The following is a 23,311-nucleotide window of genomic DNA, read 5'->3' on the forward strand; positions in this document are numbered from 1 at the left end:
ACGAATTCGGAAGAAAGGCGACTACTGTTTGCTTGTGTGGAATTCAGCGGCGGCCTGTTCGTCGAACAGGCTACTCATCTTGTCTTCGATGATCTGGTCAATGAATTCACGCCAGCGGCTGCTTTCGGGGCCAAAGCCCGGATTGGCAAAGTACAGCAATGTTGCCTGAGAGATGCCGGACGACGTAACGGTCCGGGGATCTTGTGCGGGGTCTTGACGAGAGATTGGCATTTCGCCTCCATGTTCGGAATGAATCGATTGCAATTCCAATTAGAAATTGCTTGCCTTCTCAGCGCCAGCCTTCTGCGACTAACAGAATATTGTTGGAAGAAATTATTTCTCACGCCACGCATGATGAAATATTCCAGTAGTAGGAATATCATTGACGCACTCCGCAGATCATGTAAATATAAGGATGTATTCAGTCAATACGGAGGAGACGAAGATGGAAGTTATCGCGAAAATCAACTGCAGTGGCAAGAACTGTCCGACCATCTACAGAAAGGACGAAGACACGATCATCGTTCAGGGCTACGTCGCGGAAGACCTTTTCGGCGAACCGTTGCCCGAGGGTGAGCAAGCGGTGGCCATTCCAGTGAGCTTGCTCGTGGGTCTAAAACTGTGAAGGCCGTGGTGGGCTGGCGCCGGGCAACAGGGGCGCCAGCCCACCACCTGATTCGTATCTTCGAGGGAACCAAACATGCCTGACGACGACCCGTTCGATTCATTCCGACGCGAAGCCTTCCGTGTCGAACGGCTTCCCGTTTACGACGTGACAGATGAGGCAGCTGCCTTCGAGTCGTTTAAGGAGTCCGGAACCCTACCCAGCGGGTTCAATCACGAATGGGTGGGGATGCTGGAGGAAGTTCGGCAAAGAGGCGGCGTGGTGCGGCGACTGCGAATAGTCTCGGATCCACCTACAGAGTATGAACTTTTCGAGTTGCTGGCTGCATTCGCGCCAGGCATTGAGGTCGGAGAAGATATCAGAGTGGCTATTCGTGGGTCCGATGACCGAATCCCAGCGTCTGATTTTTGGCTTTACGACCAAGAGCTTCTCGAAAGGCTTGATTATTCTCGAACGGGCGTGTTCGTAGGTTCACGGACAATGCGCGTCTCGGCCGATAATGAGCCGGCTCTTACGGCGGCCCGGAAGTTGTTCGAGGAGATGCCTACGGTCGAGCAGTTTCGACAGCAACGGGAGCTCGGGTGGCCGCCGAATCAGTTGGACTAAATCCGGCGCTGGTTCACTTTGGCGCTATGGTCCGATCGGTCCGCCTCGAATCGAAGATGCGTGGTCAAGACTTGGCGAAAGCCACGTACCTTTCGCAGGCCACGATATCGAAGATCGAAACGGGCAAATACAGAATTCTTGAACCGAGCGAGCTTAAACAACTGATCCTGGCTTTGACGTGTGGTGAAGAGATGGCACAGCAGCTCAGACAGCAGTGGAGTCTGGCGCAACTCGATCCCTCAAGCTTTGCGTTTATGCTGAAGCATGGGCCTGACGCCGCTCAGCGACGCCTCGCGAGTCTGGAATCAACGGCCTCAAGGATCTACGTCTACGAATGTGCTGTCTTTCCTGGGCTGCTTCAAACTCGTACTTATTCCGAAGCACTGTTTCGAGATATTGGTCATGCGGCGGCGGCCGCTGGTCGGTTGGCACAGGCGAGGATGGAGCGTCAATATATCCTCTCGCAACCAAAGAATTTCACATTTGTGATGTCCGAGGCTGCCCTGTTCTCACTTCACGGGACATCGGACAAGCAAGTTCTCACGGATCAAATTTCTCACGCGATTCGAATCTCATGGCAGCGAAATATTGATATCAGGATTTTGACGACCAGAGGCGGATCCCCCTCGGTAGCAGCGAATCCGTTCATGATTATTGATAATCGATATGTGAGTGCTGAGGCTGCGATCAGTGAACAAGAAACCACTAACACTGGTGAAGTCATTGAATATCATGGTGTTTTCCGGCGGCTCTACGAGGCTGCCATAGATGATGTCCAATCGCGGACGCTCCTGCAGTCCGTTCTAGACGATTCAGCGACTATAGGCCGGTAGTTATCTGTCGAACTGCTCCAGATGCCCCAACCGGGCTGCGCCGGAGCGACCAAGGCGCGGACAAACTCACGACGTTATTTCGCGACGAAGAGTTGTTTTTTCGGGCTCTCCTGACGTACGTGTGGGTCAGGGTTTGTGTGCTATGAGGGCATGGGTAGCCCGGTAGATTTGGGAGTTCTCACACTGTCCAAATTTCGGAGCTACCCATGCGTGCTACTACTCTACTCAACCGCGTCTTGAACCTGACGGGGGTCCGGGTTGTTGATGTTGATCCCGGCTCCGGTGGTCCCATGCTGGTGCGGGTGGCGTTGAAGGCCCGCAAGCGCCTTGACTGCCCGCACTGCAGTTACTCAACGATGGCGGGATATGACACCCGCTGGGCGGAATCCACGTGGCGGCATCTGGATTTCTCCGGCAGGGTCCTGGTGCTCACAATGCTCCGCCGGCGCCTGGTCTGCCCCGGCCACGGCGTCGTGGTGCAGGGCGTGCCGTTCGCCCGGCCCGGCTCCCGGTTCAGCACGGACTTTGAGGACATGATCGCCTGGCTGGTCATCCGGGCGGACAAGACCACCGTCTCCCAGTTCGCCCGGATAGCGTGGCGGACCGTCGGGGCGATCTGTGAACGCGTCGTGGCCGAACAGCTCGACGAGAGCCGCTTCGAAGGCCTGCTCAATATCGGGGTGGATGAGATTTCCTGGCGCAAACACCACCGCTACCTCACCCTCGTCTCCGACCACTCCACCTCGAAGATCGTCTGGGGTGCACCGGGGAAAAACGCGGCGACACTGGATGGATTCTTCAAAGAAATCGGACCGGTGAACACGACGGCCATCGAGGCCGTCAGCATGGACATGGGGCCCGCTTTTGCCAAGTCCGTGAAGACCAACGCCCCGGACGCGGTCATCTGCTACGACCCGTTCCACGTCATCCAGCTAGCCACGAACGCGCTGGAATCCTTCCGCCGTTCCATCTGGCAACGCGCCCGTGAACTGCCCGATCAGCACATCGCGAAGAAGTTCAAGGGAACCCGCTGGGTGCTGCTGAAAAACCCGCAGAACCTGACCGAAAAGCAACAAGTCACCTTGGCCGGGCTCGAACGCACCGGAGGGCTGCTCTGGGACGCCTACCAGCTCAAGGAATCCCTCCGGGAAGTCTTCGCCGGCGACCTCAACCCCAATGACGTGATGGAGATGATCACCACCTGGTGCGACCTCGCCGCCAAATCCAACATCCGCGAGTTCGCCAGGGCCGCCGCCACGATCCGATCCCACACCGAAGGGATCTACGCCGCCGTCACCAGGAAACTCTCCAACGGCCGCCACGAAGGACTGAACAACAAGATCCGCACCATGACCCGCCGCTCCTACGGATTCCACACACCCGAAGCCGCCCTCGCCCTGATAATGCTCGCCTGCGGCCCCGTCGAGATCGAACTCCCATACCAGAAATAACCGAACCCACATTCACGTCAGGAGAGCCTTTTTTCGTCCCTCGGGACATCTGACGATGTACCAGTTCGGAAGCAGTGTCCTGGCTACCGTCGCCCTGCACATTGACCCGCAGTCCGAGTACCGGCCACCGGCCGTCTGGGTGAACGACGAGCCGATCGATGACCTTATGTTCAACTTCGAAGAGCCGAGTGCGGCTACCGGATATGTCCGCGCCGTCCAGCACATCGATGGGTTCAAACTGAAGCCGGATGCGCAATGGCTGTTCAAGATCGACGCTGAATGGCGCATGCCCGTCTGGCCCCAATGGGTGCTCGGCGCGCAGCTCGCCGACAACCGGCTAGTCACCAAGATCCAGACCCAACGCAACTTCATGACCGAAGCCACGATCACCTGGGGCTCGTGGCTGTACGGCCAGATGCCGAAAGACGTGGATTTCCGCAGTTTCTCGGCTCCCACCCCCAATAGCGGCGGAGAGGATGCGTGATTCAAGGGGGCGCCTGCCCCGAGGGAACCAATAGCGACTACGGGGGAATGACCACAATTAACTATCTTGGAGGCTGATTCCTCGATCGCATTGGCATAGTCGTCTGACACTTCTGCCGGTTTGAATTATATTGACTGTCGATACTTCGTGGAGCGAAACTTGTAGTTTGTACTTGACCGCCCATCCGAGCATGCCGGCCTCAGCGGGACCAGCTGAGAATGTCCAGGATGCGCAAGTCGCTCAGGTCCGACAGCCTGTTAGTCCCAGCATCCTCGTTGGCCAGACCTTGGCGAAGCTTCTTGAGGGCGTCCTTGTTAGCTATGACGTCATTGCGGATGGCCGCCCAATACATCCGCTTGAAGCCGCGTTTTTTGTAGTGTTTCGCCGCAGCGACCGCCGGGTCCCGGTAGAGCTCCATGGGACGTGAATCTAAGATTGGGGTAAAGGTCTGGGCGCTTAAAGTGCAGGACCTTCGATGCTTTGGCTGCATCCACTCCGTGAACGTCGGTCATGAGGGAGCAGAGCTTTTGCATCGCGTTGATACCGAGCCGGAGCAATGTCCGGGGACGAGAGCATGAATCACACGACACTGACTACTACGTAATCGAGCGAGTAGGATGCGATCACCACTTGTCCGTCAGAAGGAACCTAATGGCCGCCAGTCGCCCCGTCACGTTCGGAATATACAGCTATCCATCGGAAAATAAGGCCAAAGAAGAATGCAAGCGCATCCGTGACAAGTACGTCCCGGACCGTCGAGTGTCTGACCTTGCCGACGATGCCTTCTTTCGTGCACTTGTCGAGGAACACCGTAACCGCGACGAAAAAGTGGGTAACGGGATTGAGTACTTCCAGGTTCGGCGGAACAACTCCTTGGGCGCAAGAGCGGGCAACTACGGCGTCTGGATCAAGCAACGCGGGGTGGATGACCTCATCGACTTCGGCTATGGGGGAGTCGTCACGGGTATCGCTGACACTGGAGGGGCCCGTCAAGAACTCGCCCGAGTCGACAGAGCCTTACGGCTTGCGATTCGCCCTATGACGGACAGGTTCCTGTCTGATTGGCGAGAATCGGGCCGACCTCTCGTTTCATGTCTCAGCGGCAAGACCTTGGACTCCACTGAACCCATCGACGTCATTCACGATAAGCCGCGTTGGGGTGAACTCGTGCGCGGGTTTACTGACCTAGTTGGTGGGCTCTCACACATTGAGACGCGGCGTCTCGACCAGTCGCTGGGTGAGATCCTTGTAAGCGAAGATATTCGGGCTTCATGGGCCCAGTACCACCAAGATCATGCCGTTCTTGGGCTGGCGACGCCTGAAGAGAATGCGGCCAGACCTCGATCCTCAAAATGAATGATCCAATTCACGAGCACTAGTCCGCATGGCTCTCGGTCCTCAGAGCTGACCGGACGTAGCCCAAGCTATATTGCCGTCGTTCCAAATTGCTCCCGGCGGAGGAATCCGGGGAGAGAGACGCAATCGATACCGAACTCCTTGCAGATGTTCGGGATCTTCGGGCGTTGCCGACTATTCTGTGGGTTCTGACTCTCAAGGCTAACGACGGCGATCCCGAGAGTATCTGCCAACGTCATAACTTCAAGATCACCCAAGTAGTTCATTGACTCCCCGTAGGCCGGATAGGCATTTACGATTTTCTTGGCTGATAGCAACTGTTTCTCTGTCTCGACGCTTCTGAACATGTCTTTGTTTTTTCTGAGCCATTCCTTCATTGTGGGAATGGTCTTGCACCATTTCCCAAGTTCGTGTTCCACCTGTCGGGGCGCCACGATGGCACCGGAAGTTATGAGGCGCTGGATGTGTTCCCACTGCGGTCTGAAGACGTCAACTCCATAGTGCTCGTCATCCGTGCCTCTGAGAAAACTGACGATGACATTCGTATCAATGCAGTAACGCGGCTCCTCGTCAAAGAGGCTCGGCTGGCGGCTCATTTGGATCCAGAGTCACCTTGGAAAAGCTCGACCCGATATCGGTCCACGAGGTGTTCGCCCACACCAAGTAGCGCCCCGGCATCCTGGCGGTCCAGCGTCCCATCGCTCAGTGCACCGAACACGTTATGGGCGAAACGGCGTCCGACGCGGTTGATGGCACTCGTGTAGAACTTGCCCCCACTCCGCTTCTTACCAGGACGGCGGGCCCGTCGTCGATTCTCAATCTCGTCATAGCGATCCTGGGAGATGGTGCCCCGATCTCGCAATCGGATCAGGAGTGCTGCCTGGCTAACGCGCAGTCGGTGGCTAAGTGCTATCAGTTGTTCATCCTCTGACTCCGAGGATGCCATTAGGGTTCTCGCGTGGAGCTCTTTCGCGAGAAGGTTGTCTGGTAGCAGCACCGCCGCGGCCACGTCGTTGCAGTAACGCTCGACGTCGCTAAATTCGTCCAGATCGCAAATGCCCGCAGTGCGCAGGACGATGTGGCAGTACTCATGGACGGCTGAAAAGATGCGAGCATAGGCCGTGTCACCGGTGTCGACGACGAGCAACGCGTGTCCGCCATGCACCTTGCTGAATGCCCTGATAGTGGTGTCGCGTAGTCGACGCTGGGAGACGTATACGCCCCGGCGATGCAACGCATCTACCCAAAGCCTCAGAGCCGAAAACTCGTCTTTGGTCGTCAACTGCTCGTCGTGCGAGACCTCGAGGAAGGCTCGAATTTCGGCAGCGGCACGCATTGGTGCCAGATCACGACTGATCCGATTGGGGGGCACTTCGTATGCCTCATCTGGGAACAGCTCAGCGGCTGCTTCAAGCATGAGAGAAGCCGCCTCGAACTCTGTCATAAGGTCTGCGGTGACGCGGAGACGCTGATTGGCGAACGTGCGGTTGTCCTGGCCTAGATCGCGGAATTGTTCTTCATCGTCACAGAGTAGGTAGGACCAGGGGCGCTTGAAGTGCTTCGCGATGGTCTGCAGGTCCTGGAAGCCGACTTCTTGATCCTGCGACGCAAGGACACGCAGATCGACTTCCGTGGTAACCGAGGCGGCCACCCCATCCGCGGTCCAGTTCCGATTGGCCAGCATGCTGCGAAATCGCGCTGCGCTGACGGTGATCCTAGACATGTTCCGACTCTATACAACTGGGCTGATACTCAGCGTTTGACGGCGTGGCGCACAACCGAATTGATCGACCCGTGCGTGAAGGCCTGGAGTCGATACGGGCCGGAGCACTTCTGACGGCAATGCCGGTGCTGGCTGCTCGATCGATCTCTTGAGAAAAGCCCCTGCAGATTTGCTCTGCAGGGGCAGCCGAAACTAGTCGATGGCGCTGACTCGTACCCTTTCCACGGCAGTCCAGCGTTCGGATAGATTCAACCCACTGGCGGCTGCGGCGAAGTAGTCGTCGAAGACTCGGCTGTTGCCGTTCCAGATGCTCGGGTCATCAACCGTTTGGACTTCGATCTTGAAGGCGCGCGTTTGAAACAGCATTCGGTGCATGTCTTCCGGGATATCCAGCGTCTTGCCGTCGTCGGCAGCTGGCCCAACCAGAACGACGTCGCCGCAAAGCACATCCCTGTGCCTGGCACTGGGTATCAGCAACCACCACAACAGGGTAGCTCGTCGGTTCACTGGAAGACCCTGGAGCTTGCCTTCCTCATTGGCGAACATTGTCATGGCTGGCTGCTCGATGCTGATGGCCTCGATGTAGCCGCCGACAGCCTTCTGGTAGTCGTGCAGGCTTGCAAATGTTTCCTGGCGAATCGCCAGTTCCCCATCGTGGGGAATGATCACTCCAATGACCACTTTGATCACCTTCCTAATCGTGAGTGTTTTCCCTAGCCGGGTGGCTAGAGATTCACAGCCGCGATTGGAGTCGGGAAGGTGGTGTTGCGGTGGGAACCCGACCCTGACGACGAGTTGATCGCGTCTGGGTTGGATTCCCACCGTTGTGCCGACTGGGTCGACGGCGTTCGCACTACGCGCTGGGAGCCTTTGCGGCGGCCGGCGTTGTGCGAGGGGGAGCGGACTTCCCTTTGGGGTCGCTATCGACGTTGAAGATCGCCGCGATAGCGTTTCGTCGGGTTTGAGCTTCACGCTCAATGTCCGCTCGGACGGCCTCTGCCTTCTTGAGTACTGCAGGATCGGATTTAGTCCGATCGATCCAGTGCTCCAAGGCGAGGCGGATTTCCTCGGTTGTGCTGCGGCCGGTGAGCTGGGCGATGATGTCCAGCTGGGCGCGCAGATCATCCGAGATACGGACAGCCAAGGTGCGTAGCTGTCCGCTGCTGCCGGTTGAGCCGGCGGCTGACGTCTCACTCATTGTGAGCCTCCTCGGTGGAGTGCGGCCGATGAATCCCGATTGGAATCATAGTGACGGCCGCAGTATGCCGACGAGGATTGTCGAAGCGCGCTCGGTGATGACTTTGCGCATCACTAGTTATGAGCCGAGTGCTGACCAAAGTCAACAGCCTGACACATGTTCCGGCCGAAACTACAACGTTTGTCCCTGTCGAGGACGGAGACTCCAGCCCTTCAAGATATATGCCTCTTGTGGTATAAATAGGGGCAGTACTCCAGCATTAGGTAGAGGACGTCCTCCCGGCTGAGACAGATGGCGACCGTCAAAAGCTGGATATTCCCAGTAAAGTCAGACCCAACTAGTACGTTTGCATCAACACATAAATCTCGGTCCCTCTTCAGGGTCCAGGAACACGGAGTAATTCCAGGCATGAATACTGAGCATCAGCCAACCGGCTTGCCCTTGGCAGCTTCCACAACAACGAACCCGACCCGACGCGGCAAGGCGGTGGCGTGGTAGTGGCGCTCAAAAAGTCTGACCTTTACAGCTCCCTCTGGAAGAGCTGCGATGAGCTTCGCGGCGGCATGGATGCCTCTCAGTACAAGGACTACATCCTGACGATGCTGTTCGTTAAGTACGTCTCTGACAAGGCTGCGGCGGATTCCAACAGCCTGATCGACGTACCCCAGGGCGGGTCGTTCGACGACATGCTCGCACTCAAGGGAAAGCCGGACATTGGCGAAAAGATCGACAAGATCATCGGCAAGCTAGCCGAGGCCAATGAGCTGGTGAACGTGATTGACCTGGCGAGCTTCAATGACGACGAGAAGCTCGGCAAAGGCAAAGAGATGGTTGACCGGCTCTCGAAGCTGGTGACTATCTTCCAGGACCTGAACTTCAGCGGATCCCGAGCAGAAGGGGACGACCTTCTCGGTGACGCCTACGAATATCTGATGCGACATTTCGCCACCGAATCTGGCAAGTCCAAGGGCCAGTTCTACACCCCGGCGGAAGTCTCCCGCGTCATGGCCAAACTTATCGGCGTAACGGCCAGCACGCCGCGGTCGGCAACTGTCTATGACCCCACTTGTGGATCCGGTTCACTGCTTCTGAAAGTCGCTGCCGAGTCTCGCAATGGCCTGACCATTTATGGTCAGGAAAAAGACAATGCTACCTGGGCCTTGTCGAAGATGAACATGATCTTGCACGGCAACGAGGACGCCGACATCCGCAAGGGTGACACCATCACTAGCCCGCAGTTCACCAAGAACGACCGCCTAGACAACTTCGACTTCATCGTGGCCAACCCGCCGTTCTCCATAAAGTCGTGGAACAACGGACTCGAGAATGACTATGGTCGCTTCGAATTCGGCATGCCGCCGGAGAAGAACGGCGACTACGCCTTCCTGCTACACATCTTGAAGTCAATGAAGAGCACGGGCAAGGCAGCTGTCATTCTTCCCCACGGTGTCCTGTTTCGAGGCAACGCCGAGGGCGCTATCCGCCAGCGCCTGCTCAAGAACGGGTTCATAAAGGGCATCATCGGCTTGCCAGCTAACCTCTTCTACGGAACCGGCATTCCCGCCTGCATCATCATCCTGGACAAGGAAAACGCCCAAAGCCGCACAGGTGTCTTCATGATCGACGCGTCCAAGGGCTTTCTCAAAGACGGCAACAAGAACCGGCTGCGATCCCAAGACATGCACAAGATTGTCGACGTGTTCACAAAGCAGGTCGAAGTCGAACGGTACTCGAGGATGGTCCCTCTTGCTGAGATCGGCAATGACGCGAATGGCTTCAACCTCAACATCCCACGCTACATCGACTCATCCGAGCCCGAGGACGTCCAAGACCTCTACGCGCACATCCACGGTGGAATCCCAAACCGCGACATCGATGCATTGAGCGTCAGCTGGGACGCGTTTCCGGCCCTCAGGCAGCACCTGTTCAAGAACAACGGAGGCGACGGCTATAGCGAGCTGACTGTCGACATATCCGAGGTGCAGCAGGCGATCCTGGACTCGGAAGAGTTCAAGGAGTTCTCAAACAACGCCACGACGCAGGTTGGAGAATGGTACGCCGGCTACCGGACAGTGCTTGAAGGCATTAACCCGGATACCAAACCGAATGACTTGATCGCCACGATTGGCGACGATTTATTGGGGCGGTTCAAGCAGACACCTCTGGTCGACGAATACGACGTCTACGAACAACTCATGACGTACTGGCACGAGATTATGCACGATGACATCTTTCTGATCATGAACGAGGGCTGGGATGGCGCGGCGAAACCTCGGAAAACTATTGAGGACAAGGACCGCAAGATCGCGGAGACGCCTGACCTCGTCGTCGGCTCGGGCCGTAGCGCCACAAAATACAAGATGGACCTCATTCCGCCGGTGCTCATCGCTGCCAAGTACTTCTCGTCTGAGCAGAAGCACATTGATGATCTGACATCTGTCGCAGACGATGCAGACCGTCAGATCGAAGAGTACTCCGAAGAGCACGCCGTCGACGAAGGACTCCTTGCCGATGCCATGGACGACGGCAAGATCAGCAAGGCACTGGCTACGGCCCGGCTGAAGGACGCCCAACGCGAACACGCCGATATCGAAGAGATCAAAGCCCTTGAACATCTGATCAAGCTGTACAACGGTGAAGCGGCAGCCAAGAAACTCGCCAAGGACGCTCAATCCAAGCTGGACATTACTGTCCTCGCGCAATACGGCAAGCTCACCGAACAGGATGTGAAGGGGCTCGTTCTCGACGACAAGTGGCAGAAGTCCATCGCCAGTGGCATTGCCGGTGAAATTACAAAGTTGACCCACAATCTTGTTGCCCGCATCAAGGAACTCGGCGAGCGTTACGACGAGACGGTACATGACCTTGACGCGGAACTTGAGAGGCTCGGATCGCAGGTTGTTCGGCACCTGGCAGAGATGAGGATCAAGTGACTGGCACTAAAATAGATGGTTGGACGCGAGTCCGGCTGGGGGAAGTTGGCCAGAGCATCATCGGGCTCACCTACGAACCCAGTTCGGTGAAACCAATGGGCACGCTTGTCCTGCGATCCTCAAACGTTCAGAATGGGCGGCTCGCGTTTGATGACAACGTATACGTAGATTGTCCAGTTCCAGAACGGATTCGGGTTCGAGACGGCGATATACTAATCTGCGTTCGGAATGGTAGCCGTCGATTGATTGGCAAGAGCGCCATGCTTGATAAACGCGTCTCAGGTGAGACATTCGGCGCTTTCATGGCCGTCTATCGTTCAAAAGCAAATCGATTTGTTCAATATTTCTTTCAGTCCAATGAATTCAAGCGTCAGATCGATGAGCACCTTGGTGCAACAATCAATCAAATTACTAATGGCAGCCTGAACAGTTTCATGGTTTCCTTACCTGCGACCGCAGAGCAGGAGGAGATCGCATCCCGACTGGCTGACGTCGACAATATGATTGACACTCTTGAACGTTTCATTGCCAAAAAACAATCTATCAAACTTAGCCTCTTGCAGCAGCTGCTCACCGGCAGAACACGACTTCCTGGGTTTTCCCAACCCTGGAGTCACGTTCGCTTAAATGATATTGGTATTTTCCTCAAAGGCCGTGGGATAAAGCGGGACGATGTGCGTCGAGCTGGCACGCCTTGCATCAGGTACGGAGAACTCTATACAGCGTTCACGGACTACACGTCAACGACAGTTTCGTTTGTAGACGACGATATTGCTGCGACTGCCCTGCCAATTCGCTCAGGCGACTTACTCTTCGCTGGGTCCGGAGAGACGCGCGAGGAGATTGGAAAGTGCGTGACGTATACGGGATCCACAAAGGCCGTCGCTGGCGGTGACATTGTGATATTGAGAGGACAGGGTTTCAATCCCGTCTACTTGGCTTCTCTGACAAACACGCCTTTGGTCGCAAGCCAAAAGTCACGACGAGGCCAAGGTGATGCAGTGGTGCATATCAGTAGTCGCGCACTGGGCGAACTCGAGGTATCGCTGCCGCCTCGGCCCGAACAGGATGCCATCGCTGCGGTACTTATGGACTCTGACGGCGAGATCCGATTGCTTCGAAAACGGCTCGCCAAGACAAAGAACATTAAGCGAGGCATGATGCAAGAACTCCTGACGGGCCGCACGCGATTGCAGCCCGTGGAGGCCACATCATGAGGCAGGATAAGGAACGTATTTTTGGGGGAAATGAATCATGAGCACCGTTGGACAGATTGAACGTAGGACGCAGGATCGAGTCGTGGAACTGTTTGAGAAGCAGCTTGGCTACGAGTATCTCGGTAGCTGGGAGCAACGCCCAGATAACTCGCACATAGAGACCAGTCTGCTCGAGCAGAACCTCTTGGCTCGTGGCTACAACAGCAATCTGTCCAACAGGGCGATTGATCAACTGAAGAAGTCGGCTTCCCTGGGTGGTGGCCGCAACTTGTATGAAGCGAACCGAGAGGTCTACGATCTGCTGCGCTATGGAGTAAAGGTCCGACCTGGAATCGGAGAGCAAACTGAGACAGTCTGGTTGGTTGACTGGCGCAATCCCGAAGCCAACCACTTTGTGGTGGCCCAGGAAGTCTCTATCAAGGGTGAGCACAACAAGCGCCCCGACGTCGTCCTCTACGTCAACGGCCTAGCTCTGGGAGTCATTGAACTCAAGCGGTCCAAGGTCAGCGTGACGGAGGGGATCCGACAGAACATTGGAAACCAGAAGAAGGACTTCATTCGCCCATTCTTCTCCACCGTCCAGCTGGTCATAGCGGGCAACGATGTCGAAGGTCTTCGCTACGGGGTGATTGACACCTCTGAAAAGTACTGGCTTGAGTGGAAAGAGCCGTCAGACGTTCAGGAGCCGCTTGATCGGGCCCTCCTGCAGATGTGCGCCAAGGACCGTTTCCTGGAGATCATCCATGACTTCATGGTGTTCGATGCAGGGACGAAAAAAACCTGCCGCCACAACCAATACTTCGGCGTCAAAGCTGCGCAGGAGCGCATTGCCAAACGCGAGGGCGGCATCGTCTGGCATACCCAGGGATCAGGTAAGTCCCTGACCATGGTGTGGCTGGCGAAGTGGATTCGCGAGCACCAGGACGAAGCCCGAGTTCTCCTGATCACGGACCGCACCGAGCTCGATGATCAGATCAAGAACGTATTCAACGGCGTCAACGAAAACATCTACCGCACAACCTCCGGCTCGGACCTCATCGGTGTCCTCAACAAGCACGAACCTTGGTTGGTCTGTTCCCTAGTCCACAAGTTCCGCGGCGGTGACGACGACAATGACCAGAACGAAGCCGATGGTGACTTCATTGCCGAACTGAACTCGAAGATCCCCGCCGGGTTCGCGGCTAAGGGCAACCTCTTCGTCTTCGTCGACGAAGCCCATCGCACTCAGTCCGGCAAGATGCACACCGCCATGAAGCGACTGCTTCCCGGGGCTATGTTTATCGGCTTCACGGGCACGCCGCTGCTTAAGGCCGACAAGGCCACGAGCATCGAAACCTTTGGCAGCTTCATCCACACGTACAAATTCAATGAGGCAGTCGAGGACGGCGTTGTCCTAGACCTTCGCTACGAAGCCCGCAGCATCGACCAGGACTTGACCTCGCCGGCGAAGATCGACCAGTGGTTCGACGCCAACACTCAGGGCATGACCGATCTTTCTAAAGCTGAACTAAAGAAGCGCTGGGGCACCATTCAAAAGGTGGTTAGCGCCGAACCACGATCCAAGCAGATCGTCAGTGACATTCTCTTTGACATGAACACCAAGCCGCGCCTGATGGATGGTCGCGGCAATGCCATGCTGGTCAGCGCCAGTATCTACCAGGCATGCAAGTTCTATGACATGTTCAGCCAGGCCGGTTTCAAGGGCAAATGCGCCATCGTCACCAGTTACGCCCCTCAGGCCAGCGATATCGCCAACGAAGACTCCGGTCATGGCGCAACCGAGAAGCTCCGTCAGTACGATATCTACCGGCAGATGCTGGCGGATCACTTCGATGAGCCTGCCGATCTGGCAGTGACGAAAATTGAGCAGTTCGAAAAGGACGTCAAAGAGAAGTTCATCAAGCAACCTGGCCAGATGCGTCTGCTCATCGTTGTCGACAAACTTCTGACTGGCTTTGACGCACCGTCGGCGACGTACCTGTATATAGACAAGTCGATGCGGGACCACGGACTATTCCAAGCCATCTGCCGGGTCAATCGGCTCGACGGCGAGGACAAAGACTACGGCTATATCGTCGATTACCAGGACCTCTTCAACTCCCTGGAAGACGCGATCACGGACTACACATCCGGTGCTCTGGATGGGTACGAGAAATCGGATATCGACGGGTTGCTCAAGGACCGTGTGGAGCAGGCGCGCGAAGACCTCGACGAAGCGCTAGAGCGGATTCGGGCTTTGTGCGAAGCAGTAGAACGGCCCAAAGGCACCCTGCAGTACCAGCAGTATTTCTGCGCCCTTGATCATGGCAATGCGGAGCAGATCAAGAATAACGAAGCCAAACGAGTCGAGCTGTATAAGTCTGTCTCTGGGCTGGTTCGGGCCTACGGGGCCATCGCTAACGATATGGTGGATGCCGGCTACTCTGTAGTCGAGTCGACGCTGATCGCCCAGGAGGTGGCTCACTACGTCGCCGTCCGTGACGAGGTGAAGCTTGGCGCTGGTGAGAACCTCGACTTCAAGCAATACGAAGCCGGAATGCGTTTCTTGTTAGACACCTACATTCGGGCAGATCCTTCGGAAATTGTGGCGGACTTCGACGATGTCGGGTTGGTGCAGCTCATCGTGCAGCAAGGCGCCGGCGCCATTGACAAACTCCCCGCCGGGATCAAGAAAGATCCCGAGGCCGTGGCCGCGACGATCGCCAACAATATCCGCAAAGTTATCGTCGACGAACACGCGCTAAACCCGAAGTACTACGACACAATGTCGAGCTTACTAGACGCCATCATCGAGAAGCGCCGCCAAGGAGCTTTGGACTACAAGCAGTATCTTGAGCAACTGATTAGTCATGCGCAGAAGATCGGCTCCAAGGAATCGGATACTGTCTATCCAGACTGGGCAAGCAACGGAGCGCAGCGGGCTATAGTCGACTTCGGCTGGGCCGATCCAGCGACACCGATACGGGTCGACGCCGCTATCCACACCAGCAAACCGCACGATTGGGTTGGCAGCCGGATGAAGGAGAAAGTAGTTGCCCGGGCAATACGTGGAGTCTTGCCTGCCGACTTTGACCGATTCGATGAACTCTTTGACCTGGTGAAGGCGCGGAATGAATACCACTAGCGCCTACCTCACCGTTTCGGGCATCGACGTGGACGTGATTTACAAGAACATCAAGAACTTGCACATCGCCGTCTACCCTCCCATGGGCCGAGTCCGTGTCGCTGCGCCCGACCGGCTGGACGACGAAGCCATCCGTTTGGCGATTGTCCAGCGATTGCCCTGGATCAAGAAGCAGCGCCAACAGCTGCGCGACGCCGAACGACAGACGGCACGGGAAATGGTGACCGGCGAATCCCACTATGTATGGGGGAGACGCTACCGCCTGCAGGTCGAGGAAAGACCTGGACACACCAAATTGGAAGTCACTGGTGCACGCTTGCAAATGAAGGTGTCGCCCACTAGTTCTACGGACCAGCGCCTGGCTGCTCTAGACCGTTGGCATCGGATTCAGCTGAAAGAAGCCATCCCGGAAGTAATTGCGAGGTGGGAACCCATCATCGGTCGGGAGGTTCCAAAGTGGACAGTTCGCCGGATGAAGACCAAATGGGGCACCTGTAATCGCGAGTCCGGGCACATTTGGCTCAACCTCGAACTGGCAAAGAAGAGTCCACGGTGTCTTGAGTACATCGTGGTACATGAGATGGCTCACTACCTGCAGCGCTCCCACGATGATGCGTTCGTTGCACTGATGGATAGGTTCTTGCCCGATTGGCGGTCACGGCGCGACGAGCTAAATGCGGCGCCGCTGGCCGATGAGAAGTGGGGGTCGCAATGAGGCTGATCAGTGCGCACATCAAGGGCTACGGGCGACTCGTTGACGCCAAGATCAACCTGGACAGCAAGGTGATCGCCATCGTCGGCCCGAATGAGGCCGGCAAAACTACCCTGCTCAAAGCGCTAGCTCAGGTGGACTCGGATCAGGCGGTGCCGCTTCCGCAAAGAGCGCGAGCCACCCAGGTTGCCGACGACACCACCATCGTGTCGCTCAGGTACATCCTCGATGACCAAGACCGGGAAGTAGTCGCCGATCTCGTACTGGACGAACCTCCGCAGACGATGACCGTTGGCCGGAAGGCTCAGGGCGGGACTGTCACCGTGGGACTCGAGCCTGCGCCACGGAAGGCGCGCGCCCCACTGGCGCAGGCGGTCAAGCAGCTGCGCCGCGGTGCCAGCGCGAAGGCGCTGCCGGACTGGATCGATCCGGACACTGTATACGGAGACCCGGGTTCCGACGCTGCGCCGGACTATCCATCGGAACTTGCCAGTCTGGTCGATGACGTCGATGCGATACTTGTCGACTCCTACGCGGGAGAACATTTCGATCTTGGCGAGCGAGCCAAGTCACTCTTGTCCGTGATGCTCGATGAGTCGGGGGCGCGGGAACTTCGAGAGGGTCTTGCGGCGGTCATTGAATGGATGGAGCGCCAGGATCCTGCGCCCGCTGTGCGTACCGCGCTGTGGAAGCGCACCCCGGATCTCTTGATGTTCGATGAAAGCGATCGAACGATCCAGTCTGCATATCCGCTCGGCGACGAGTTGCTGGCCAATGTGCCAGCCGCGTTGCGGAACCTGACAGGCGTGGGCCAACTCGACCTGGCCGCGATCTTCCAGTATGACCAGAGCGGGGACATTGCCCGACGCGATACCGCAATAGCCCAGGCCAACAAACGACTCGACGCGCTCTTCTCCGAGGCTTGGAAGCAATCGCGCCTCTCGGTTCGATTCACCGTTGACGGTTCCTTCCTTCGTATCGTCATCTGGGAAGACGGGGACAACATCACGGTCTTCGACGAACGCAGTGCAGGACTGAGGATGTTCGTGGCCTTGACCGCGTTTCTCAAGGTTCACGGCACCGAGCGGCCGCCAATCCTGCTGATCGACGAGGCCGAGAACCATCTTCACATTGATGCGCAGGCCGACCTGGTCAACATGTTTGTGACACAGGACCAGGCGATCAAGGTGGTGTACACGACTCATAGTCCGGCCTGCTTACCTCCGGATCTCGGGTCTGGCATTCGATCAGTGGTTCCGCGCCAGGACAACCAGCAAGTCAGCGACGTCAAGAACAGCTTCTGGCAGGGCGCGGCTGGGTACTCGCCGCTAATGCTCGCGATGGGAGCGGCTGCGGCTGCCTTCACTCCAGCGCGTTGCGTCGTCCTCGCTGAGGGCGCGACCGAAATGATCTTGCTTCCGACCTTGCTGCGCGCAGCAACGGGCGAGGCATCGTTGGCATACCAGGTGGCGCCGGGCTTGTCGGAGGTACCAAAGGACTTCTATTCGAAACTTGACCTCGAGGGTGCAAAGGTGGCCTACCTTCTCGACGGAGATGGTGGTGGCGATGACTTGGAAAAGGGACTCCTGCGAGCCGGCGTGCCAAAAAGCCTGATCGTTCGACTCGAGACTCCCGGGGTCGAGAACGTACTCGAGCCAGACGCCTATCTTGTGGCCGTGGGTGCACTGCTGAGCGAGTGCAACCCAGGAGCTACTTTCTCAAGCCTTCCCGAATTGGGAGACCCGTCTGGCGATTCGTGGGCCAAGCAGCTCGATGCCTGGGTAGCAGGTCAGGGATTGAAGAGTCCATCCAAGGTAGCAGTGGCGAACTGGCTGATCGAGAACGAGAAAGCGACGCCCAGCTCGGCAGGCGCGAAACAGCTTCGCGCCCTACATCGCAAGCTGACGAAGGCCGTCGGGGGAGAGATCTGACATGCGAGAAGACGAACAGATTGCTGACACTAGAAAGCCGCCAACTGACCCACGTATCTCACTCGCGACTTGGGCGAACCAACAGGACGAGTGGATCCGCTACATCGTCCGTCAGGTGCTCAGCACTGCACGCTCCCTTCCCGAGAGCGATCTCACCTACACGTATGACCTTTTCCGTCAGGAGAAGGCGCTCGACAATCGGGAGCTGCCAGTTGAGCAGGACTTGGCAGTCGACTCAACTCAGGACGACGCCGAGCTTCCGCTGGCCATTACCAAGGTCGCGGACGTCATGGGAGTCAATGCCCTCGTTCCTGGATCAGTCATCGAGCCCCATGCTGGGATAACGATTCTGTTCGGCGAGAACGGCACGGGAAAGACTGGCTACTCACGGATCTTTAAGGCCATCGCGGATAGCCGGACGGCCGACCGCATATTGGGAGACATTGCAGCTGACAGCGAGAAACCACAGTCGGCTAAGATCTCCTACACCCTTGGCGCTGAAGAGAAAAACCTCGTCTGGTCAGGACAGCGTGGGCACGCGCCCTTCACACGTATGTCTATCTTCGACAGCCCGTCGGTGAACTTCCACGTCGACGATGATCTCGAGTATGTCTACGTCCCGACGGTGCTGTCGCTTTTCAAACACGTAATTGCCGGGGTTAAGTCGGCGCAGGCGCGGATTGACACTGCCGTCACGGAACTCGGTGCCGGTTCGTCGACCCTTCTCAGCCGCTTCCCGAAAGACTCCAGCGTCTACCCGTTGGTTGAGACGCTGGGCGCCTCAACTGATCTCACCGCGTTGAAGGCACTCGCCGATAACGACCCGAAGATCGACGAGCGTATTGACGTGATTCGGCGTGCCGTAGCGGCGCTCGAAGCCAATACGCTCGGTGCTGAAATTGCGTTGCGACAGCGCGGAGAGCGGGTACTCAAGCTCGCGAGAATCGCGGCTGAAACACTTGCCGCCTTCGATGCCAAAGCGTACAACGATGCGCTTGCAAAACGCGCTGAGCTGCAGGCGGACTACACGGCATTCCGATCGGAATTGTTCCAAGCGGCCGATCTACCAGCCGAACCAGAGGCGACCTGGGAGGCGTTCGTCTCAAGTGGTGAGGCGTATCGCCAGTACCTAGATGGCCGGGACGTCCATGATGCAGATAGGTGTCTATACTGCAGGCAACCTCTGGCAGACCCAGCGAAGCAACTGGTTCAGAAGTACGGTGACTATCTGGTCGACAAGATCAGCAAGGATATCACTGAACAGACCACCCTGCTGGCAGGCCTGACGGGCAAGGTGCGCCCGCTCGAAACGACCGAAATCTCTACCCTACTGGCTGAGCAGGAGGGGCGTGAGGACCAGGCTACATACTGCGGTCAGCTCAGTGAGATCGTTGGTCTCGTGAGCGAGACCCGACGTGTAGTTGCGGCTGAAGAGGTGGCGCCACTTGACGGTCAAGATGCATTGGACGGCGCTCTCAGAGGCATCAAGAAGGCTCTCACCGAGACGACCGCGGAGATTGTGGACCTCAGGGAACAGGTCGCCAACCGGACGGACGCTCTCCGCAAAAAGAAGCGCGATCTTGCCGAACTCATCACAGCCGCGGAGCTGGCAAAGTCATGGGACTCTATCCAAGGGCAGGTCGAGCGTGCCAAGGAAGCAGACCGGCTCCGGATTCTCCTCCGACCGATACCAGGCATCGGTCGAGCCGTCACTGAGCTCGCAAAGCAAGCGAGCGATCAGCTAATCAATCAAAACTTCGACAAGTTGTTCGTAGAGGAATGCACGGCCCTGCGTGCGCCGAGCCTCAAGGTTGAGTTTGTCGGGCGTCAGGGCAAGGCCCAACGTCGCAAGGTCCTTGGCGGCAAACACAAGCCATCAAAGGTGCTCTCGGAAGGCGAACAGAAGGTGCTCGCTATGGCAGACTTCCTCGCTGAAGCACGCCTTGCGGGCATCACCGCGCCTGTCATCTTCGACGACCCCGTATCTAGCCTCGATCACCGGCGGATCAACGAGGTCGCCCAGCGTATAGCGCTGCTGGCGGAAGACAACCAAGTCATCGTCTTCACTCATGATATTTTCTTTGCAACGACTCTGCTCGCCCTGTTCGAGAAGTCGAAGCGGTGCAGTTACTTCCATATCACCGATGACGAAGGTAAGGGCAAGGTCACGCGGGCGAGCGGTCCCCGCTGGGACACGCTGTCGAGCCTAAAAGGGAATATCAACAAGACGATCGCGGCAGCCAAGGCGGTTGATGGAGAGGCCCGTGCCGCCTTGGTACGCGAGGGCTACGACTGGATTCGGTCCTGGTGCGAAGTCTTCACAGAGACGGAGCTCTTGCAGGGCGTCTCGCAACGCTACCAACCGAACATCCGCATGACGGTGCTGCCAAACATCAAGACCAATGCGCTTCCTGCGGCAATCGAAGTGGTGACCCGCGTGTTCGAGGACGCGTGTCGATACATCGCAGGGCACTCGCAGCCACTTATAACACTCGGTGTCGCGCCCACGTTGCCCATGCTGGAGTCTCACTGGAGTGAATTGGAGCAGTGCCGGACAGCCTACGTTCAATCGGACTAGGAGATCTCTTCGCTGTTGCCCTAAGCGCCGACTCCCTGCTTTACAAGCAGAAGGTCGGGGCGCAAGACCGGCTACGGACCCTGGAACTTCACAATCCAACAGAATCACACAGTCGAAACGCACGCGCCCAGCCCACCAGATTCAGTCGGGCTTTGGCCGTGGAAGAGGCGTGGCACTCCCGTCCACGGCGTGTCTCGTCGTGGACGGGAGTGCCACGATTAAGATGGGGTGATGGGCTACAGGATCAAACCGGAATGAGCCTAGACTGGTGGCTTCAGATGTCCAAAGGTCCCGGCACTAGAAGGCTTCAGTTGTTCGTTGCGGCAAGACGTGCTGCACGTGGTAGCGACAAGGTTGTGGTTCATGGTGCCTAGGACGTCACGACTGACCCTATCCGCAGGACGCAAAATGAGAAAAGGGCTTGACATGGCCGTGCGAATGTTCATAATCAGGGTCAGCCATGGAACAAAATGCGCCCCCACCCGAGATATTGCACGAATGCCCAAACTGCGGACACGACTTAGGTGTACCCCATTCTCGTCCTCACACACGCAAGGCAATTGGTCGGTCGGCGCTCTCAACACAGTCAGGGGTTACTGAAGTGGGTAAACAACAGACGAATGAGAGTTCGGAAGCTGAGACCTGGGAGCAATACAGGAAAGCCTACATCGAAAAATTCGTGAGCGACGCCATCGCCGGAGCCCCAAACGAAGCAGCAATACCTTGGGTGCGCCAAGTCGCCGAGCGGACTGCCTTGCTGAAGCTCAAGGAACTAGGGGCATTTCTGGATCGCCCAAATAGGTCAGCGCGTATTGCTAACGCGTCGAAGCCACAATCTCGAATAGTAAGACTTTCGGACGCAGTTGGGAAGGTACAGGTACTTGAGCGCACCTGATGAGCCTTTATTTAGACGCAGCACGGTCGAATTCTTTCATTCTCGACAAACAAAATCCGCTATTGATAAAATTTCCAACAGTCGAAACCTGATCATATACTGTGGAGCCGGAACAACAATAGATCGTACGGGACTTTCATGGGGTGCGCTCATCGCCGAAATATTCAAGAATGGCAATAAGCGCTCTCCAGAATACCCTACCGACGACGAGATCGATCTTCTTATCAGTGGCGAAGACAGCCCAATGCGAGTCGCTTCCATCCTTACTCAATATGCGATGGATGATGCAATCACGATGGACGCGCTCGCCAATACGCTAGGCTCGCGACTTGCAATAAGTCTCTACAAAAGATCGCACTGGTCTAGCGGGTCGCTCGTTGAATTCATTGCGCGCCTAGCCACGGGGACAAGTATGTCCGGCAAGCAAGTCACCGTTATTACGACTAACTACGACACGCTTATCGAAGACGCCGTCAAGATAATTCTGGATGGCGACAAGAGTCGCCATCCCACCGAGCCAATAGGGCTGAATGTAATCGACACAAACTTACAGGCAAGGGAGCTTACGGACGGAATAAATCTGGCGTACCTTCACGGTCGAGTCAATGAAGACGGTGGCCACAGAGGGAGACTAGTCCTAAGTGAGATCGATTACCAGGAGACTCACGATAGGTCAGTCAAGTTCTTGGCGAGCAGCTTCCGCAGACCGAACACTGCAGTATTAATTCTCGGGTCGAGCCTTACCGATCCTCCTCTCGTCGAGGCTCTGTCGATAAGCCGAAAAAAGAACAGAATAAGCAAATTTGCAATAATGCCAATCCAGGCCACAAAGTATGCGCAGAAAACTCTGACTCGGCAGGACACGAGTAGATCAAAGAAGCATATTATGCGCAGAGGTGAGCTCCTGGGCCTTAATATTCTTATTCCTGATTTCTACTTTCAAATTGCGCAGTTTTGTCTTGAGGCTGACCTTGTGCGGACAGTCGATAGTGTTAGTTATGATGCATGGTCAGATCGATATGGACAACGCCTCCTCGGCTGGTGGTCGGACTGGAAAGACAACTTTATCGATGTCGATTTTCTAAATAACTTTGCGGCTGACTCTCGCGGTTTTCTAGACGAACTTCGACGAGATTTTCTGACTTACAACCCTGACGATATCGGCGAGGATGAATCTCTCAGACTGGAACTCTGGGTTCGAGAGGATCCCTCAGCACGACGAGGACTTTCGCTCGTTGCAAGTTCGGCCGGCTATTTCACTGATGAGTCTGTACTTAGACGTGAAGAATTTAGCCTCTACTCCGCAAACGCTTCGCTGCGCGCGTTCCAGGACGGTAGGGTGCAACACACGGACGCCAGTCGATTATTGCGGGATGGCAAAAAGGAAATAACCAGCCGATGGAGATCGTATTTGTGCGTTCCTATTCGGGTCCAAACAGGCAGTGCAGGCAGCCTGCCGGTGGGCGTTATTACCCTATCAAGTACCAGGTCGGTATGGCATTCCGGTCTTCCGTCAGGACGCAATGAGACGATGGCCCAGATCGTCCGAGGCATGGCGGTCATCGGCCAGGAACTGCTTCAACCGGACGACGCCTGAGGCTGTGAACTATTGTGCGTGAGATAGTGCCCAGGATGTCCGGACGCG

At 56.6% G+C, this 23,311-nt stretch carries 19 protein-coding genes; 13 read left to right on the plus strand and 6 right to left on the minus strand.

The features are described from left to right. Positions 1–21 precede the first annotated feature (21 nt). Positions 22–231: a hypothetical protein gene (locus ACVWZ8_RS16715; RefSeq protein WP_456505236.1), complete on the minus strand. Its 210-nt coding sequence runs from the start codon at positions 229–231 to the stop codon at positions 22–24. A 214-nt stretch (positions 232–445) separates the two neighbouring features. On the opposite strand from ACVWZ8_RS16715, the gene ACVWZ8_RS16720 reads away from it, so the two are divergent. The 5 genes from ACVWZ8_RS16720 to ACVWZ8_RS16740 all read left to right on the plus strand — a co-directional run bounded on the left by ACVWZ8_RS16720 (position 446) and on the right by ACVWZ8_RS16740 (position 3,999). Further along, positions 446–625, plus strand: coding sequence for a hypothetical protein (locus ACVWZ8_RS16720; RefSeq protein WP_456505237.1), 180 nt, complete (start codon positions 446–448; stop codon positions 623–625). A 75-nt stretch (positions 626–700) separates the two neighbouring features. Then, on the plus strand, positions 701–1,231 hold the full coding sequence (locus ACVWZ8_RS16725; protein WP_456505238.1) for a DUF6879 family protein: 531 nt from the start codon (positions 701–703) through the stop codon (positions 1,229–1,231). Beyond that, positions 1,207–2,064 (plus strand): helix-turn-helix domain-containing protein, encoded by an 858-nt coding sequence (locus tag ACVWZ8_RS16730; protein ID WP_456505239.1) that lies wholly within the window; start codon positions 1,207–1,209, stop codon positions 2,062–2,064. Before ACVWZ8_RS16725 ends, ACVWZ8_RS16730 begins: the two co-directional genes overlap by 25 nt. Positions 2,065–2,270: 206 nt before the next feature. Next, on the plus strand, positions 2,271–3,515 hold the full coding sequence (locus ACVWZ8_RS16735) for an ISL3 family transposase (protein ID WP_456503559.1): 1,245 nt from the start codon (positions 2,271–2,273) through the stop codon (positions 3,513–3,515). A gap of 55 nt (positions 3,516–3,570) precedes the next feature. After that, entirely contained in the window at positions 3,571–3,999 is a 429-nt protein-coding gene (locus ACVWZ8_RS16740) for a hypothetical protein (RefSeq protein WP_456505240.1), read from the plus strand. A gap of 199 nt (positions 4,000–4,198) precedes the next feature. On the opposite strand, the gene ACVWZ8_RS16745 is transcribed toward ACVWZ8_RS16740, so the two are convergent. After that, on the minus strand, positions 4,199–4,417 hold the full coding sequence (locus tag ACVWZ8_RS16745) for a hypothetical protein (protein ID WP_456505241.1): 219 nt from the start codon (positions 4,415–4,417) through the stop codon (positions 4,199–4,201). Positions 4,418–4,650: 233 nt separating this feature from the next. Here ACVWZ8_RS16745 and ACVWZ8_RS16750 point away from each other — a divergent pair, with 233 nt between their 5' ends. Next, positions 4,651–5,355, plus strand: coding sequence for a DUF3223 domain-containing protein (locus tag ACVWZ8_RS16750; RefSeq protein ID WP_456505242.1), 705 nt, complete (start codon positions 4,651–4,653; stop codon positions 5,353–5,355). A 68-nt stretch (positions 5,356–5,423) separates the two neighbouring features. Here ACVWZ8_RS16750 and ACVWZ8_RS16755 read toward each other — a convergent pair whose 3' ends face one another. The 4 genes from ACVWZ8_RS16755 to ACVWZ8_RS16770 form a co-directional block, all read right to left on the minus strand. Then, on the minus strand, positions 5,424–5,951 hold the full coding sequence (locus ACVWZ8_RS16755) for a DUF4411 family protein (protein WP_456505243.1): 528 nt from the start codon (positions 5,949–5,951) through the stop codon (positions 5,424–5,426). Then, positions 5,948–7,078 (minus strand): ImmA/IrrE family metallo-endopeptidase, encoded by a 1,131-nt coding sequence (locus tag ACVWZ8_RS16760; protein WP_456505244.1) that lies wholly within the window; start codon positions 7,076–7,078, stop codon positions 5,948–5,950. Before ACVWZ8_RS16760 ends, ACVWZ8_RS16755 begins: the two co-directional genes overlap by 4 nt. A 192-nt stretch (positions 7,079–7,270) precedes the next feature. Further along, positions 7,271–7,768 (minus strand): DUF3846 domain-containing protein, encoded by a 498-nt coding sequence (locus tag ACVWZ8_RS16765; RefSeq protein ID WP_456505245.1) that lies wholly within the window; start codon positions 7,766–7,768, stop codon positions 7,271–7,273. A 163-nt stretch (positions 7,769–7,931) separates the two neighbouring features. Beyond that, on the minus strand, positions 7,932–8,276 hold the full coding sequence (locus tag ACVWZ8_RS16770) for a hypothetical protein (protein ID WP_456505246.1): 345 nt from the start codon (positions 8,274–8,276) through the stop codon (positions 7,932–7,934). A 497-nt stretch (positions 8,277–8,773) separates the two neighbouring features. Here ACVWZ8_RS16770 and ACVWZ8_RS16775 point away from each other — a divergent pair, with 497 nt between their 5' ends. The 7 genes from ACVWZ8_RS16775 (at position 8,774) to ACVWZ8_RS16805 (ending at position 23,263) form a co-directional block, all read left to right on the plus strand. After that, complete coding sequence (locus tag ACVWZ8_RS16775; protein ID WP_456505247.1) at positions 8,774–11,209, plus strand: N-6 DNA methylase; 2,436 nt, start codon at positions 8,774–8,776, stop codon at positions 11,207–11,209. Continuing rightward, a complete protein-coding gene (locus tag ACVWZ8_RS16780) occupies positions 11,206–12,426 on the plus strand; it encodes a restriction endonuclease subunit S (protein WP_456505248.1) in 1,221 nt (406 codons plus the stop codon). The genes ACVWZ8_RS16775 and ACVWZ8_RS16780 overlap by 4 nt, the downstream gene beginning before the upstream one ends. A gap of 37 nt (positions 12,427–12,463) precedes the next feature. After that, positions 12,464–15,550 carry a type I restriction endonuclease subunit R gene (locus tag ACVWZ8_RS16785; protein WP_456505249.1) on the plus strand — a complete coding sequence of 1,029 codons (3,087 nt, stop codon included), beginning with the start codon at positions 12,464–12,466 and terminating at the stop codon, positions 15,548–15,550. Continuing rightward, positions 15,537–16,265, plus strand: a complete 729-nt coding sequence (locus ACVWZ8_RS16790; RefSeq protein WP_456505250.1) for a M48 family metallopeptidase — start codon at positions 15,537–15,539, stop codon at positions 16,263–16,265. Before ACVWZ8_RS16785 ends, ACVWZ8_RS16790 begins: the two co-directional genes overlap by 14 nt. Continuing rightward, a complete protein-coding gene (locus tag ACVWZ8_RS16795) occupies positions 16,262–18,193 on the plus strand; it encodes an AAA family ATPase (protein ID WP_456505251.1) in 1,932 nt (643 codons plus the stop codon). Before ACVWZ8_RS16790 ends, ACVWZ8_RS16795 begins: the two co-directional genes overlap by 4 nt. A gap of 1 nt (position 18,194) precedes the next feature. Then, positions 18,195–20,771 carry an AAA family ATPase gene (locus tag ACVWZ8_RS16800; protein ID WP_456505252.1) on the plus strand — a complete coding sequence of 859 codons (2,577 nt, stop codon included), beginning with the start codon at positions 18,195–18,197 and terminating at the stop codon, positions 20,769–20,771. A gap of 881 nt (positions 20,772–21,652) precedes the next feature. Then, positions 21,653–23,263 carry an SIR2 family protein gene (locus ACVWZ8_RS16805; protein ID WP_456505253.1) on the plus strand — a complete coding sequence of 537 codons (1,611 nt, stop codon included), beginning with the start codon at positions 21,653–21,655 and terminating at the stop codon, positions 23,261–23,263. The last annotated feature ends 48 nt before the right edge of the window (positions 23,264–23,311 follow it).

The organism is Arthrobacter sp. UYCu723 (genome assembly GCF_054059215.1).